Origin of the sequence: Staphylococcus warneri (assembly GCF_900636385.1) — a bacterium.
In the GTDB taxonomy this organism is placed as follows: Bacteria; Bacillota; Bacilli; order Staphylococcales; family Staphylococcaceae; genus Staphylococcus; species Staphylococcus warneri.
In genome coordinates this window covers 1,719,543-1,735,131 of sequence record NZ_LR134269.1, presented here as the reverse complement: position 1 = coordinate 1,735,131, position 15,589 = coordinate 1,719,543, and the positions used below count along the sequence as shown (strand labels likewise).

The following is a 15,589-nucleotide window of genomic DNA, read 5'->3' as shown; positions in this document are numbered from 1 at the left end:
ATGTCTAAATTAATTAATGGTATTGCTGCATCTGATGGTGTAGCAATCGCTAAAGCTTACTTAATAGTTGAGCCAGATTTATCTTTTGATAGCAGTGAAACAATTACTGATGTCGAAGGTGAAACTAGCAAATTCAATAACGCTATCGAAGCATCTAAAATTGAATTAACTAAAATAAGAAATAATGCAGAAGTTCAATTAGGCGCTGATAAAGCTGCCATTTTTGATGCGCATTTACTTGTTTTAGATGATCCAGAATTAATTCAACCAATTCAAGATAAAATTAAAAATGATCATGTTAATGCAGCTACAGCATTAAATGAGGTTACAACTCAATTCATTACTATATTTGAATCAATGGATAATGAATACATGAAAGAACGTGCTGCAGACATTAGAGACGTATCTAAACGTGTGTTAGCACATATTCTTGGGGTTGAATTACCAAACCCAAGTATGATTGATGAAAGTGTTGTTATTATTGGTAATGACTTAACACCTTCTGATACTGCGCAGTTAAATAAAGAATTCGTTCAAGGGTTTGTTACAAATATTGGCGGTAGAACAAGTCACTCTGCGATTATGAGTCGTTCATTAGAAATCGCAGCAGTAGTTGGTACTAAATCAATCACTAAAGAAGTTAAACAAGGTGATATGATTATTGTTGATGGTTTAACTGGTGATGTTATCATCGATCCTACAGAAGATGAAGTTATCGCTTATCAAAATAAACGTGAACGTTTCTTTGAAGATAAACAAGAATTACAAAAATTACGTGATGCTGATACAGTAACTGTTGATGGTGTTCACGCAGAGTTAGCAGCTAATATTGGTACACCAAACGATTTACCAGGTGTCATTGAAAATGGTGCACAAGGTATTGGCTTATATCGTACTGAGTTCTTATACATGGGTAGAGATCAATTACCTACTGAAGAAGAACAATTTGAAGCATACAAAAAAGTATTAGAAACTATGGATGGTAAACGTGTTGTTGTTCGTACATTGGATATCGGTGGCGACAAAGAATTACCATATTTAGATTTACCAGACGAAATGAATCCATTCTTAGGATACAGAGCGATTCGTCTTTGCTTAGCTCAACCTGATATTTTCAGACCACAATTACGCGCGTTATTACGTGCATCAGTTTATGGTAAATTAAATATCATGTTCCCAATGGTAGCAACTATCAAGGAATTCCGTGATGCTAAAGCAATGTTATTAGAAGAAAAAGAAAATCTTCAAAATGAAGGTTATGAAGTTTCTGAAGATATTGAGTTAGGTATCATGGTTGAAATACCAGCGACAGCAGCATTAGCTGATGTATTTGCTAAAGAAGTAGATTTCTTTAGTATTGGTACAAATGACTTAATCCAATACACATTAGCAGCTGACCGTATGTCTGAACGTGTATCTTACTTATATCAACCATACAACCCTTCAATTTTACGCTTAGTAAAACAAGTCATTGAAGCTTCTCACAAAGAAGGTAAATGGACTGGTATGTGTGGTGAAATGGCAGGAGATGCTACTGCAGTACCATTACTATTAGGTTTAGGTCTAGATGAATTCTCAATGAGTCCAACATCTATTCTTAAAGCTAGAAGACAAATTAATGGTTTAAGTAAAAATGAAATGTCAGAACTAGCGAACCGTGCTATTCATTGTGCAACACAAGAAGAAGTTATGGAATTAGTTAATAACATTTCAAAATAATAATAAAAAACCAACTAGAGCAATCTAAATTGCTTTAGTTGGTTTTTATTTAATTAGTCTTTTTTTTTTCTAATCAATTATTGAATGTCAAAAGCTTGATTAATTTTATCCATATCAACTTGATACATAGGTTCATCGTTCAATAAGATAAATGGCGTCGCAAATGCATCATAATCCATCATTTCTATACGATATTGATTATTTTTTATATTCTTTTCTGTAAAATCCACATGATTTGCTTGAAGATGATTTTTTACAAAGGTACAAGGTGGACAATCATCTTGTGTATAAATCGTAATATGTGACACTTCAGTCTTCCTTTCTATGTGCTAATTTATATTATTCTATCTTATATTTAATTTTATAAAATATCAATGGTGTGAACATTATGTGTCTCTATAAAAATTTTATATCAAAAATTCAAGCAAAAACATTTAGTTCATCTTGATAAGGATTTATAATTTTAAGCATTGTGAAATTACAAAAATATAAATTCAAGGTGATTATATATGGATTCAGTTGAAATGAGTCGTTTGCTTACAGGTATGACCTTAGCCGTTCATATCATATTTGCGACGATTGGTGTAGGTATGCCATTAATGTTTGTTATTGCAGAATTTCTTGGCATACGTAACAATGATGCACATTATATTGCATTAGCGAAACGATGGTCGAAAGGATATACCATTACAGTGGCTGTTGGTGTAGTGACAGGTACTATTATTGGTTTGCAATTATCGCTTGTATGGCCGACATTTATGAAAATGGGTGGACATGTGATTGCATTACCTCTATTTATGGAAACATTTGCATTCTTTTTTGAAGCTATATTTCTTAGTATTTATCTTTATACTTGGGAAAGATTTAAGAATAAATGGATTCATTTTGTTATAGGATTACCTGTAATTATAGGTGGATCATTCTCAGCATTTTTCATTACATCAGTTAACTCGTTTATGAATACGCCAGCTGGTTTTGAAATGAAAAATGGACGTATGGTTAATGTTCAACCATTAGAAGCGATGTTTAATTCATCATTCATCGTAAGATCTTTCCATGTCGTTGCAACCGCTGGAATGACAATGGCATTTATTCTTGCGGCAATTGCTGCATTTAAATTGTTAAAACAGTCGTATTCAGAAGATAAAATATATCATTTGAAAGCCTTAAAAATGACGATGATTGTTGGTTTTATTTCAACATTGTTATCGATGTTAGCAGGAGATATGTCTGCCAAATTTTTACATAAAGTACAACCAGAAAAATTAGCTGCATATGAATGGCATTTTGACACACAATCCCAAGCCAATTTAGTATTTTTTGGTGTTTTAAATGAAAAGACAAATGAAGTATCAGGTGCAATAGAAATCCCAGGAATGTTAAGTTTCTTAGCTGATAATAATTTTAAGACGACAGTTAAAGGACTTAACGATTTTCCTAAAAATGAATTGCCTCCTTTAATTGTTCATTATTTCTTTGACTTAATGGTTTCAATGGGCGTATTCTGTTTTGTGATTTCAGGGATATTTATGTTGATTTTATTAATTAAGAAGTTACGACACTTTATCACGCATAAGGTCGTTTTATATAGCATATTGCTTACTGGACCAGCGTCTATGTTAGCTATCGAATTTGGTTGGTTCTTAACTGAAATGGGACGCCAACCTTGGATTGTAAGAGGATACTTAAGAGTATCTCAGGCAGCGACTCAAGCTGGAGGCATCACATTAGTGACGATTTTATTTGGTTTATTATATCTTGTACTCATCGTGACATCTGCATATGTACTACTCAGAATGTTTAGAAATAAACCTGCTATCAATGATGTCAATCAAGTTCTAAAAGAAAGAGGTGATAACAAATGATATATTCATATATAGGTATTTCAGTTTTATGGATATTTTTATTTTGTTATATCATCGTAGCCTCAATTGATTTTGGTGCTGGATTCTTCGCATTGCATTCTAAGATTACAGGTGAAGAGAAGAAAATTAATCATCTTATTGAAAGATATCTTAGCCCAGTATGGGAAGTCACAAATGTGTTCTTTGTATTTTTCTTTGTTGGATTTATTGGTTTTTTCCCAGATTCTGTTAAGTATTTAGGCACGGTTTTACTTGTACCAGGATCAATTGGTACGATTCTAATCTCAATTAGAAACAGTTTCTATGCTTTTGAAAATTATGGACAAGATACAAAATTGCCATGGATTTTTCTATATGGATTAACAGGTTTACTCATTCCAGCTGCATTAGCAACTGCGTTAACAATTTCAGAAGGTGGCTATATCAAAGAGGTGGGGAACCATGTTGATTTAGACTGGGTTCAACTATTACTAAGTCCATTTGCTTGGTCAGTTGTATTCTTGGCGATTATTTCAGTCCTTTATATATCTTCTGGATTTCTTACATTCTATGCTAATAAAGCAAAGGATGAACCGGCATATCATTTAATGAGACGTTGGCATATATTTTGGGGACCACCAATGATTATTATTTCATTGTTTGTCTTTTTATCTTTAAGAGTACAAAACTCGGATCATTTTAATAATGCTGTTTTTAACTATTGGTGGATGTTTGTGATAAGTTTTATCTTTTTCCTAGTTGCAGGTGCACTAACTATTTTCAAAAGAAATCATGGTTTAGCATTTATAATGGTAATTTTGCAAATGTTATTCGCATTCTTTGGATATGGTATGAGCAAATTACCATATTTATTACATCCATTCGTAAAAATATCAAGTTCCCATGTGAATGATGAAATGGGTCTAGCATTGGTCATCGCATTTATTTTAGGTTTACTTTTATTAGTTCCATCGTTACTATTATTATTGAGACTATTTGTTTTCGATAAAGATTATGTTGAAGGAAAAAAATAATCAACTTAAAGTAGAACAAATCATAATTTCGATTTTGTATTAGCTTTATTTAGTATCATTTAAAAGAAAGTTGATTTAATCGTTGTTATGTAAATGTGTAATAAGCGGAGGACTATATGGAAAAGGAATACGTAGTAATTGGTTTAGGACGCTTTGGTGGCAGTATTGTTAGAGAACTTAACGCCTTAGATATGGATGTTATGGCCATTGATAGTGATGAGAATAGAGTTAATGAATATAGTGATATTGCAACTCATGCGGTAGTAGCAGATACTACTGATGAAGCAGTAATGAAAAGTTTAGGAATTAGAAACTTTGACCATGTTATAGTTGCTATCGGTGAAAATATTCAATCTAGTACGTTAACAACACTTATTTTAAAAGAATTAGGTGTTAAAAAGGTAACTGCCAAAGCACAAAATGATTATCATGCTAAAATATTAAATAAGATTGGTGCGGACACTGTTGTCCATCCTGAACGTGATATGGGCCGTCGTATAGCACATAATGTAGCTAGTGCGAGTGTACTTGATTATTTAGAATTAGCAGATGAACACTCTATCGTTGAATTAAAAGCTACTGAAAAAATGACTGGCCAAACAATTATCGATTTAGATATTCGTGCACAATATGGAATTAATATTATTGCAATTAAAAGAGGAAAGCAGTTTATTGTGTCACCAGACCCAAATTTAAATATTGAAATTGGTGATATCTTAATCATGATTGGTCATGATAATGATTTAGGTCGATTTGAAAAAAACATAGCTAAATAAAAAATGGTTTAGTCAATTATCTTGGCTAAACCATTTTTTTAAGAAATCCCATAAGCATTATCATAAAGATGATAGTAGCTTATGGGAAATTATAATATTATTATTTTTTATCTTCATTAACTTTCATAATGACAGGTAAAATCATTGGTCTACGAGCTGTCTTTTCGAACAAGTACGGTTGTAAAGTCTCGATGATTGATGATTTAATTTGATGCCATTGTATGTCTTTATTTTGGTTTAATTTAGAAATAACATCAGTTTTAATACGACGTTGCGCATCATAAATAAGTTGTCCAGATTCACGCATATACACAAAGCCTCGTGAAATGATATCAGGACCTGAAAGTAATGTGTTTGTATTAAAGTCTATACTAACAACCACAATTACTAAACCTTCTTCAGATAATAATTTACGATCTCTGATTACCACATTACCAATATCACCAATACCACTACCATCAACAAGCACATTACCTGATGGAATTCTACCTGCTTTACGTGCTGAATCATGAGTTAAAGCAAGTACATCACCGATATCGAAGATAAAGACGTTATCTTCGTCAACACCGCAGTCAACACCAGTTTCACCATGTGCTTTGAGCATACGATACTCACCATGAATAGGTAAGAAGTACTTAGGTTGGATTAAACGTAACATCAATTGTTGGTCGCCTTGAGATCCATGTCCAGAAGTATGGATGTTAGAAATTTTACTATGAATAACATCTGCACCAGCTTTATATAAAGCGTTAATTGTACGGTTTATACTTTTAGTATTACCTGGAATAGGTGATGAACTAAATACAACAGTATCTTCTGGGATAATCTTGATTTGTTTATGTGTACCGTTAGCGATACGAGATAATGCTGCCATAGGCTCACCTTGTGAGCCAGTACATAAAATAAGTAATTCATGTTTAGGAATATTATTGATTTTTCCTGGTTCTACAAATGTTTCTGGTGGAGCTTTAATGTATCCTAGCTCCATACCTATTTTAATATTGTTTTCCATTGAACGACCGAATGTAACAATTTTTCTATTATGCTTAACTGCTGCTTCGACTGCTTGTTGAACACGATAGATGTTCGAAGCAAATGTCGCGAAAATGATACGACCTTTACAATTACGGAAAATTTTATCGACATTTTGTCCTACTTCACGTTCACTAAGAGTAAAGTCAGGAACTAATGCATTCGTAGAATCAGAAAGTAGACAAAGTACGCCTTCTTCACCTAATTTAGCCATTTTTGCAATGTTTGCTGGCTCGCCAACAGGTGTGAAATCAAATTTAAAGTCACCAGTATGAACAATTTTACCTTCAGGTGTATCAACAATAACACCATATGCTTCAGGAATACTGTGTGTTGTAAGATAGAACGATATTTCAAAATGTTTGGATTTAATCACACTATCTTCATTGATTTCATTTAATTGAGCCGTACGTAATAAATTATGTTCTTCTAATTTGTTTCTAATCAAACCTAAAGCTAATGGACCACCGTAAATAGGTACATTAATTTGCTTTAATAGGAAGGGCACACCACCTATATGATCTTCGTGTCCATGAGTGATGAACAGACCAACGATTTTATCTTGGTTCTGTTCTAAGTAAGTGTAATCAGGAATCACATAATCAATTCCAAGTAGATTATCATCAGGGAATTTAATACCCGCATCTATAATCACGATTTCATTTTTGTACTCGATAGCATAAGTATTTTTACCTACTTCACCTAAACCACCAAGTGCATATACACCTACTTCATTTTGATGTAATTGCTTCATTATTCAGCATTCTCCACATTAAAATGATCTGAATGTTCTTTTTCGTAATCTAAATGTGCGCCCTCTAATTTAGTGATAAATTCGATATTAAAATTACGGTCTTTTAAATAACGTCTTACTTGTTCTTCAGTTTGTGCTTCAACATAAATCGTTTGCGTGTTTTCACGCACGATAACTTCATCTTTATTATGTTGATAGAATACTTTAAATACTGCCATTGATATAATTCCTCCTAAGGATGTTTTTAATATTTATTCAAGTCCCGTGGTTGATAGCTCGGGTTATTAAAGATAGAAATCAGGTTTTATCATAGATATTGTTCTTCAATAAAAGTATGTGTATTTAAATTTAATAACAGACATACCAGCTAATCTAAATAAATATACAACTATAATTATTTAATTTCACTGCCGAGTATGTTTTCCAGGGAAATCATGTCGTTCAATTTTTGAAAAATAGGATTAATTCACTAAGATTTCAGTTAATGTATATTTTACATGATGTATCAAAAGAAATAAAGCAGTTTTATCATTAAGTGAACGAACAGGGCACGTAATATAGTAAGAACCTTCAATCTCTATTTAGCTTTGGGAAAAACCATATATCAATTTAGTCACAACTTCAAACTTATTTATTTAAACGCTATTGTTTTATTTGATTGAAATCTATTAAATAAAAAACCTCGAAAGTCATGTTACTTTCGAGGTTAAATCAAATCATGCTTCAACTGCATCTGGATGAGGTGCTAAAGGATTAGAATCATCAATATGATCATAGAACATAATGCCATTCAAATGATCAATTTCGTGTTGGAAAATGATAGCTGGATAGCCTTTTAAACGTAATTTTACGTCATTACCATCGATATCTTGAGCTTTAATAGTGACTCTATTATGACGATGAACTAAACCAGGAATATTTTCATCTACACTTAGACAACCTTCACCAGTTGGCAAATAGGCTTCTTGAACACTATAACTCATCACTTTTGGATTAACTAGCATGTAATCATATGATTTCCCATTTCCATCATCTGGTAAATACACGGCAATCATTCTTTTGGATACATTAATTTGTGGTGCAGCTAAACCCACACCTGAGCGTAAACCATATTTTTTGGCGATGTCATCATCCTGACTATTGATTAAAAACTCGCGCATAGCTTTTAATGTTTCTTTATCTTCATTTGATAATGGGAAACTTAATTCTTGAGCTTTTTCACGAAGTGTTGGATGACCATCTCTAATTATATCTTTCATTGTTATCATGTCTGACACCTTCCTTAATTACAAATATACCAAATATAATAGGTAGAAGTACATTGAAGTAAATTATATTATTAGTAGAAAATGAAAATAAAAGTTAAAATAATAATACACATGAATTATGATGTGTTACGAAAGTACCTTTAAAATTAAATGTGAAGATACGCAAACGTGATATATCTCTGCAGTATAACCGTTATTAATGTATATCGTTAGGGATTAAAATAGACGTAAGATACTTAGCCGATTTCTTTGATTTATGAGAGAGATTTATTTATGATAACAATCGTACAACTTTGAGGAGGATACAGAAATGAAATTAAACAAAACAATAGCAGTTGTTGCAACATCAGCAGTATTACTAGCCGGATGTACAACAGATAAAAAAGAAATAAAAGCATATGATGAACAAGTTCAAAATGCTTTTGATAAAGAGAAACCAGTTGCAAATGTAAGTAAAAAAATTAATAAATTAGAAGAAGAAAAACAAAAGTTATTTAAAAAAGCTAACGAGAAAGATCAACAAACAAGAGAAAAAGCAGCTAATGACATCGTTGAAAATGTAGAAAAACGTGAAAAAGAATTCAAGAAAGAAGAAAAGGCATTAGCCGATTCTGAAAAAGAATTTAAAAAGGCAGAATCACATATAGACAATATAGATAATAAAGATAAGAAAAAAGAAGTTGAAGAGTTAGATAAAGCTATTAAGGATAAATATAAATCACATAGTGATTATGCAAAGGCTTACAAAAAAGCGCTTGAAAAAGAAAAATCACTGTTTAGTTTTATCAATAAAGATGGTGCAACACAAGACGAAGTTGATGAAAAATCGAAAGAGTTAGGTAAAACATATAAAGATATGAACAAGAAATTTAAAGCGTATTCAAAAGCGATGAACAAGGTAAATAAAGAAAAACAAGATGTAGACCAATTAAAATAATTTCTTGACTGATACAGATAGGAAGAATGTAGTAGTACAGTTCTGACATCTGTATCTTTTTTCTATGAAACAGAACTTTATGAAATCGTTTAACAGGCTTATTTTTTTGTGATACAATTGTTATGGATAAAATGAATTTCTATTTATATATGGGAAAGGTATGGTGAATTGAATGGCTCCTAAGTTACAAGCCCAATTCGATGCAGTAAAAGTACTAAATGACACACAGTCGAAATTTGAAATGGTTCAAATTTTAGACGTAGATGGCAACGTTGTAAATGAAGACTTAGTACCTGATTTAACAGATGAAGAATTAGTAGAATTAATGGAAAGAATGGTATGGACACGTATTCTAGATCAACGCTCTATTTCTTTAAATAGACAAGGTCGTTTAGGTTTCTATGCACCAACAGCTGGACAAGAAGCATCACAGTTAGCATCTCAATACGCGTTAGAAAAAGAAGATTTTATTCTTCCTGGTTACCGTGATGTGCCACAAATTATTTGGCATGGTTTACCATTAACGGAAGCTTTCTTATTCTCAAGAGGACACTTTAAAGGTAACCAATTCCCTGAAGGTGTGAATGCACTGAGTCCACAAATCATTATCGGTGCACAGTATGTACAAACAGCAGGTGTTGCGTTTGGTCTTAAAAAACGAGGCAAAAATGCAGTAGCGATTACTTATACTGGTGATGGCGGTTCATCTCAAGGTGACTTCTATGAAGGTATTAACTTTGCTTCAGCATATAAAGCACCAGCAATTTTTGTTATTCAAAATAACAACTACGCGATTTCAACACCACGTAGTAAACAAACTGCAGCAACTTCATTAGCTCAAAAAGCGATTGCTGTTGGTATCCCTGGTATCCAAGTTGATGGTATGGATGCATTAGCAGTATATCAAGCTACTAAAGAGGCTCGTGAACGTGCAGTTGCAGGTGAAGGCCCAACACTAATCGAAACAATGACATATCGTTACGGACCACATACTATGGCTGGTGACGACCCTACACGTTACAGAACTTCAGATGAAGACGCAGAATGGGAGAAAAAAGATCCATTAGTTCGTTTCAGAAAATTCTTAGAAAATAAAGGTCTTTGGAATGAAGACAAAGAAAATGAAGTTATTGAACGTGCTAAATCAGACATCAAAACAGCTATTAAAGAGGCCGACAAAACAGAAAAACAAACTGTTACTTCTCTAATGGAAATTATGTATGAAGAAATGCCTCAAAATTTAGCAGAACAATATGAAATTTACAAAGAGAAGGAGTCGAAGTAAGCCATGGCACAAATGACAATGGTTCAAGCGATTAATGATGCGCTTAAAACTGAACTTAAAAATGACGAAGACGTTTTAGTTTTCGGTGAAGACGTTGGTGTTAACGGCGGTGTATTCCGTGTTACTGAAGGTTTACAAAAAGAATTTGGTGAAGATCGTGTATTCGATACACCACTTGCAGAATCAGGAATTGGTGGCTTAGCTTTAGGTTTAGCTGTTGAAGGTTTCCGCCCTGTAATGGAAATCCAATTCTTAGGATTCGTATTTGAAGTATTTGACTCAGTAGCTGGACAAATTGCACGTACTCGTTTCCGTTCAGGTGGTTCTAAAACTGCACCTGTAACTATTCGTAGTCCATTTGGTGGCGGTGTGCATACACCAGAATTACACGCAGATAATTTAGAAGGTATTTTAGCTCAATCTCCTGGTTTGAAAGTAGTTATTCCTTCAGGCCCATATGATGCTAAAGGATTATTAATTTCTTCAATTAGAAGTAATGACCCAGTTGTATATTTAGAGCATATGAAATTATATCGTTCTTTCAGAGAAGAAGTTCCTGAAGAAGAATACACAATTGATATTGGAAAAGCTAATGTGAAAAAAGAAGGTAATGACATTACTTTAATCGCATACGGTGCAATGGTACAAGAATCATTAAAAGCAGCTGAAGAATTAGAAAAAGAAGGTTATTCAGTTGAAGTAATCGATTTACGTACAGTTCAACCAATTGATATCGATACATTAGTGGCTTCAGTTGAAAAAACGAACAGAGCTGTAGTAGTTCAAGAAGCTCAACGTCAAGCAGGTGTTGGTGCACAAGTTGCAGCTGAATTAGCTGAACGTACAATTCTTTCATTAGAAGCACCTATTGCACGTGTAGCAGCAGCAGATACAGTATATCCATTTACTCAAGCTGAAAATGTTTGGTTACCAAACAAAAATGATATCGTAGAAAAAGCAAAAGCAACTTTAGAGTTTTAATCTTTAAATAAAGTTTAAATTAAAAAGTGATTTCTTTATTAAGAAAATCTTAGGAGGAAAAAGACCGTGGCATTTGAATTTAGATTACCCGACATCGGGGAAGGTATCCACGAAGGTGAAATTGTAAAATGGTTTGTAAAAGCTGGAGATACAATTGAAGAAGACGATGTCTTAGCAGAAGTCCAAAATGACAAATCTGTTGTAGAAATCCCTTCACCAGTAAGTGGTACAGTTGAAGAAGTATTAGTAGATGAGGGTACAGTAGCAGTTGTTGGTGACATTATTGTTAAAATTGATGCACCAGATGCTGAAGAAATGCAATTCAAAGGTAATCACAGTGATGATTCATCAAGTGAAGAACCAAAAGAAGAAGCAGCGAAAGAAGAAAGTGCTTCATCACAAGAAAGTCAACCTGCAGCAAGCACTCAAGATGCTGAAGTTGATGAAAATAGAACAATTAAAGCAATGCCTTCAGTACGTAAATATGCACGTGATAATGGCGTGAATATTAAAGCAGTTGCTGGATCTGGTAAAAATGGTCGAATCACAAAAGAAGATATTGATGCACACTTAAATGGTGGCGCTACTCAAACAGCATCTAATGAAAGTGCAGCAAGTACTTCTGAAGAGACTACAACTACATCAGCAACACAATCAGTACCAGAAGGCGACTTCCCAGAAACAACTGAAAAAATCCCAGCTATGCGTAAAGCAATTGCCAAAGCAATGGTTAATTCTAAACACACAGCACCACATGTTACATTAATGGATGAAATTGATGTTCAACAATTATGGGATCACCGTAAGAAATTCAAAGAAATCGCAGCTGAACAAGGTACAAAACTTACTTTCTTACCATATGTAGTGAAAGCACTTGTTTCTGCACTTAAAAAATATCCAGCACTTAATACTTCATTTAATGAAGAAGCTGGAGAGATTGTACACAAACACTATTGGAATATTGGTATCGCTGCAGATACAGACAGAGGCTTATTAGTACCTGTTGTTAAACATGCAGATCGTAAATCAATCTTCCAAATCTCAGATGAAATTAACGAACTTGCTGTAAAAGCACGTGACGGTAAATTAACATCTGACGAAATGAAAGGTGCAACATGTACAATCAGTAATATCGGTTCAGCTGGTGGACAATGGTTCACTCCAGTTATTAATCACCCAGAAGTAGCTATCTTAGGAATTGGGCGCATCGCTCAAAAACCGATTGTTAAAGATGGAGAAATTGTAGCAGCTCCAGTTCTTGCATTATCATTAAGCTTTGACCACAGACAAATTGATGGTGCAACTGGACAAAATGCTATGAATCACATCAAGCGTTTATTAAATAATCCAGAATTATTATTAATGGAGGGGTAAAAAGATGGTAGTTGGAGATTTCCCAATTGAAACAGATACTATTGTAATCGGAGCAGGTCCTGGAGGTTATGTTGCAGCAATTCGTGCAGCACAACTTGGACAAAAAGTAACAATCGTTGAGAAAGGTAATTTAGGCGGTGTTTGCTTAAACGTTGGTTGTATTCCTTCAAAAGCTTTATTACACGCATCTCATCGTTTTGTTGAAGCACAACATTCAGAAAACTTAGGGGTAATCGCTGAAAGTGTTTCTTTAAACTATGAAAAAGTTCAAGAATTCAAATCATCAGTTGTTAATAAATTAACTGGTGGGGTTGAAGGTTTATTAAAAGGTAATAAAGTTGAAATCGTTAAAGGCGAAGCTTACTTTGTTGATAACAATAGCTTACGCGTTATGGACGAAAAAAGTGCTCAAACTTACAATTTCAAAAATGCAATCATTGCAACTGGTTCTAGACCAATTGAAATTCCTAATTTTGAATTTGGTAACCGTGTTATCGATTCAACAGGTGCATTAAACTTACAAGAAGTCCCTGGTAAATTAGTAGTAGTTGGTGGCGGTTATATCGGTTCAGAACTTGGTACTGCATTTGCTAACTTTGGTTCTGAAGTGACAATTCTTGAAGGTGCTAAAGATATCTTAGGTGGCTTTGAGAAACAAATGACTCAACCAGTTAAAAAAGGCATGAAAGAAAAAGGTATCGAAATCGTTACTGAAGCAATGGCTAAATCAGCTGAAGAAACTGAAAATGGCGTAAAAGTTACTTATGAAGCTAAAGGTGAAGAACAAACTATCGAAGCTGATTATGTATTAGTAACTGTAGGTCGTCGTCCAAATACTGATGAATTAGGCTTAGAAGAATTAGGTCTTAAATTTGGTGAACGTGGATTAATCGAAGTTGATAAACAAAGCCGTACTTCAATCAATAATATCTATGCAATTGGTGATATCGTTCCAGGATTACCTCTTGCTCATAAAGCAAGCTATGAAGCAAAAGTAGCTGCAGAGGCTATTGATGGACAAGCAGCAGAAGTTGATTACATTGGTATGCCTGCAGTATGCTTCACTGAGCCTGAATTAGCTCAAGTAGGTTATACTGAAGCTCAAGCGAAAGAAGAAGGTTTATCAATTAAAGCTTCTAAATTCCCTTATGCAGCTAACGGCCGTGCATTATCATTAGATGATACAAATGGTTTCGTTAAATTAATTACACTTAAAGAAGATGACACATTAATCGGTGCTCAAGTAGTAGGTACTGGCGCTTCAGATATTATTTCTGAATTAGGTTTAGCAATCGAATCAGGTATGAATGCTGAAGATATTGCATTAACTGTACATGCTCACCCTACTTTAGGTGAAATGTCAATGGAAGCAGCTGAAAAAGCAATTGGATACCCAATCCATACAATGTAATTTAACATTACGTTAAATTAAACTGGCAACATTATTTGTTGCCAGTTTTTTTGTTTTATTACAATAAGTTAAAGCTACTCAAATAAGAATATTTATCCTATATTGACTTATCATTCATAAACTATTTGTCAGTTTAAATCATCTCATATACACTAATTCTGTATTCTAATTAAACTATAGGAGTGAATTAACTTGGAATATCAATATCCATTAGATTTAGATTGGACAAATGATGAAATGATGGATGTCATTCATTTCTTTAATAAAATTGAGAACTATTATGAATCATCAGTTAAAGGTGAAGAGGTTAAAAAAGCTTATAAAAGTTTCAAACAAATCGTGCCTGGTAAAGCTGAAGAGAAACAACTGTTTAAAGAGTTTGAAAAAAGCAGTGGATATAATAGTTATAAGGTAGTCCAAGAAGTAAATAAAAACCCTGATCAACAAGTGTTTTCTGCTAAGTCTTAAGTAAAACTGACTTAACAAAAAGCAAAATGTTGTGAATGTAAAATGTTTGTCTTAAAACAATAAAAAGTATTGATTGTAGAGCTATATTTTGGTATTTTTATTAAGCGTTAAACAAAATGTTTGATAAAAGTAAACTTAATATAGCTTTTTTAGGTGGTTTCATTATGGAAATAGGGTATAAACTCAAAAATCTTAGAAAAATTAAAAATTTAACACAAGAAGAATTAGCTGAAAGAACAGATCTTTCAAAAGGATACATATCCCAAATAGAGAGCCAAAATGCATCTCCTAGTATGGAAACATTTTTAAATATACTAGAGGTTTTAGGAACATCGGCTAGCGACTTCTTTAAAGAAACAGAGCAACAAAAGGTCATTTATAAAAAGGAAGAGCAAATCATTTATGATGAATACGATAGAGGCTATATATTAAATTGGTTAGTTACAAAATCTAATGAATTTGAAATGGAACCACTTCTATTAACATTGAAACCAGGTGCATCATATAAGACGTTTAACCCTTCAGAATCGGATACGTTTGTTTATTGTTTACAAGGACAAGTGACATTGCAATTAGGTAATGATTGTTACCATGCAAACAAAGAAGATGTATTTTATTTTAAAGCAAATGATGATCATCGTCTTTTTAATGAAGGAAAACAGGAAGTGAAAATATTAATTGTTGCAACAGCATCATATTTATAAGG

At 33.2% G+C, this 15,589-nt stretch carries 15 protein-coding genes; 11 read left to right on the top strand and 4 right to left on the bottom strand.

Features of this window, described 5'->3' with window-relative positions; translation table 11 throughout:
* Positions 1–1,719 carry a phosphoenolpyruvate--protein phosphotransferase gene (ptsP, locus tag EL082_RS08475; protein WP_002465592.1) on the top strand — a complete coding sequence of 573 codons (1,719 nt, stop codon included), beginning with the start codon at positions 1–3 and terminating at the stop codon, positions 1,717–1,719.
* Positions 1,720–1,796: 77 nt separating this feature from the next.
* Here ptsP and EL082_RS08470 read toward each other — a convergent pair whose 3' ends face one another.
* On the bottom strand, positions 1,797–2,027 hold the full coding sequence (locus EL082_RS08470) for a glutaredoxin family protein (protein WP_002465589.1): 231 nt from the start codon (positions 2,025–2,027) through the stop codon (positions 1,797–1,799).
* 201 nt (positions 2,028–2,228) lie between these two features.
* Here EL082_RS08470 and EL082_RS08465 point away from each other — a divergent pair, with 201 nt between their 5' ends.
* From EL082_RS08465 to EL082_RS08455, 3 genes are all read left to right on the top strand, one after another.
* Entirely contained in the window at positions 2,229–3,584 is a 1,356-nt protein-coding gene (locus tag EL082_RS08465; protein WP_002465593.1) for a cytochrome ubiquinol oxidase subunit I, read from the top strand.
* Complete coding sequence (locus EL082_RS08460; RefSeq protein WP_002465591.1) at positions 3,581–4,597, top strand: cytochrome d ubiquinol oxidase subunit II; 1,017 nt, start codon at positions 3,581–3,583, stop codon at positions 4,595–4,597. The genes EL082_RS08465 and EL082_RS08460 overlap by 4 nt, the downstream gene beginning before the upstream one ends.
* Before the next feature lie 116 nt (positions 4,598–4,713).
* The gene (locus EL082_RS08455) at positions 4,714–5,373 is read left to right on the top strand and encodes a potassium channel family protein (RefSeq protein ID WP_002450696.1); all 660 of its coding nucleotides are present in this window, start codon (positions 4,714–4,716) and stop codon (positions 5,371–5,373) included.
* Positions 5,374–5,473: 100 nt separating this feature from the next.
* Here EL082_RS08455 and rnjA read toward each other — a convergent pair whose 3' ends face one another.
* The 3 genes from rnjA to def all read right to left on the bottom strand — a co-directional run bounded on the left by rnjA (position 5,474) and on the right by def (position 8,427).
* Entirely contained in the window at positions 5,474–7,159 is a 1,686-nt protein-coding gene (gene rnjA, locus EL082_RS08450; RefSeq protein ID WP_015365194.1) for a ribonuclease J1, read from the bottom strand.
* Positions 7,159–7,377, bottom strand: a complete 219-nt coding sequence (locus EL082_RS08445; RefSeq protein WP_002450694.1) for a DNA-dependent RNA polymerase subunit epsilon — start codon at positions 7,375–7,377, stop codon at positions 7,159–7,161. The genes rnjA and EL082_RS08445 overlap by 1 nt, the downstream gene beginning before the upstream one ends.
* Positions 7,378–7,875: 498 nt before the next feature.
* Positions 7,876–8,427, bottom strand: a complete 552-nt coding sequence (gene def / locus EL082_RS08440) for a peptide deformylase (protein ID WP_015365193.1) — start codon at positions 8,425–8,427, stop codon at positions 7,876–7,878.
* 310 nt (positions 8,428–8,737) lie between these two features.
* Between def and EL082_RS08435 the strand changes: the two genes are divergently transcribed.
* The 7 genes from EL082_RS08435 (at position 8,738) to EL082_RS08405 (ending at position 15,587) form a co-directional block, all read left to right on the top strand.
* Complete coding sequence (locus EL082_RS08435; protein WP_002467474.1) at positions 8,738–9,364, top strand: YkyA family protein; 627 nt, start codon at positions 8,738–8,740, stop codon at positions 9,362–9,364.
* 172 nt (positions 9,365–9,536) lie between these two features.
* Positions 9,537–10,649, top strand: coding sequence for a pyruvate dehydrogenase (acetyl-transferring) E1 component subunit alpha (gene pdhA, locus EL082_RS08430; RefSeq protein WP_049416403.1), 1,113 nt, complete (start codon positions 9,537–9,539; stop codon positions 10,647–10,649).
* Between the two features lie 3 nt (positions 10,650–10,652).
* Entirely contained in the window at positions 10,653–11,630 is a 978-nt protein-coding gene (locus EL082_RS08425) for an alpha-ketoacid dehydrogenase subunit beta (protein ID WP_002450689.1), read from the top strand.
* Positions 11,631–11,696: 66 nt separating this feature from the next.
* Positions 11,697–13,004, top strand: coding sequence for a dihydrolipoamide acetyltransferase family protein (locus tag EL082_RS08420; RefSeq protein ID WP_002467469.1), 1,308 nt, complete (start codon positions 11,697–11,699; stop codon positions 13,002–13,004).
* Between the two features lie 4 nt (positions 13,005–13,008).
* Entirely contained in the window at positions 13,009–14,415 is a 1,407-nt protein-coding gene (lpdA, locus tag EL082_RS08415) for a dihydrolipoyl dehydrogenase (RefSeq protein WP_002450687.1), read from the top strand.
* A gap of 192 nt (positions 14,416–14,607) precedes the next feature.
* Entirely contained in the window at positions 14,608–14,883 is a 276-nt protein-coding gene (locus EL082_RS08410; RefSeq protein ID WP_002467472.1) for a UPF0223 family protein, read from the top strand.
* A gap of 164 nt (positions 14,884–15,047) precedes the next feature.
* Positions 15,048–15,587 (top strand): helix-turn-helix domain-containing protein, encoded by a 540-nt coding sequence (locus EL082_RS08405; protein ID WP_002467473.1) that lies wholly within the window; start codon positions 15,048–15,050, stop codon positions 15,585–15,587.
* Positions 15,588–15,589: the final 2 nt, after the last annotated feature.

Coding starts and splice junctions, on each gene's coding strand:
- ptsP (WP_002465592.1), top strand. CDS start 1: ATGTCTAAATTAATTAATGGTATTGCTGCATCTGATGGTGTAGCAATC.
- EL082_RS08465 (WP_002465593.1), top strand. CDS start 2,229: ATGGATTCAGTTGAAATGAGTCGTTTGCTTACAGGTATGACCTTAGCC.
- EL082_RS08460 (WP_002465591.1), top strand. CDS start 3,581: ATGATATATTCATATATAGGTATTTCAGTTTTATGGATATTTTTATTT.
- EL082_RS08455 (WP_002450696.1), top strand. CDS start 4,714: ATGGAAAAGGAATACGTAGTAATTGGTTTAGGACGCTTTGGTGGCAGT.
- rnjA (WP_015365194.1), bottom strand. CDS start 7,159: ATGAAGCAATTACATCAAAATGAAGTAGGTGTATATGCACTTGGTGGT.
- EL082_RS08445 (WP_002450694.1), bottom strand. CDS start 7,377: ATGGCAGTATTTAAAGTATTCTATCAACATAATAAAGATGAAGTTATC.
- def (WP_015365193.1), bottom strand. CDS start 8,427: ATGATAACAATGAAAGATATAATTAGAGATGGTCATCCAACACTTCGT.
- EL082_RS08435 (WP_002467474.1), top strand. CDS start 8,738: ATGAAATTAAACAAAACAATAGCAGTTGTTGCAACATCAGCAGTATTA.
- pdhA (WP_049416403.1), top strand. CDS start 9,537: ATGGCTCCTAAGTTACAAGCCCAATTCGATGCAGTAAAAGTACTAAAT.
- EL082_RS08425 (WP_002450689.1), top strand. CDS start 10,653: ATGGCACAAATGACAATGGTTCAAGCGATTAATGATGCGCTTAAAACT.
- lpdA (WP_002450687.1), top strand. CDS start 13,009: ATGGTAGTTGGAGATTTCCCAATTGAAACAGATACTATTGTAATCGGA.
- EL082_RS08405 (WP_002467473.1), top strand. CDS start 15,048: ATGGAAATAGGGTATAAACTCAAAAATCTTAGAAAAATTAAAAATTTA.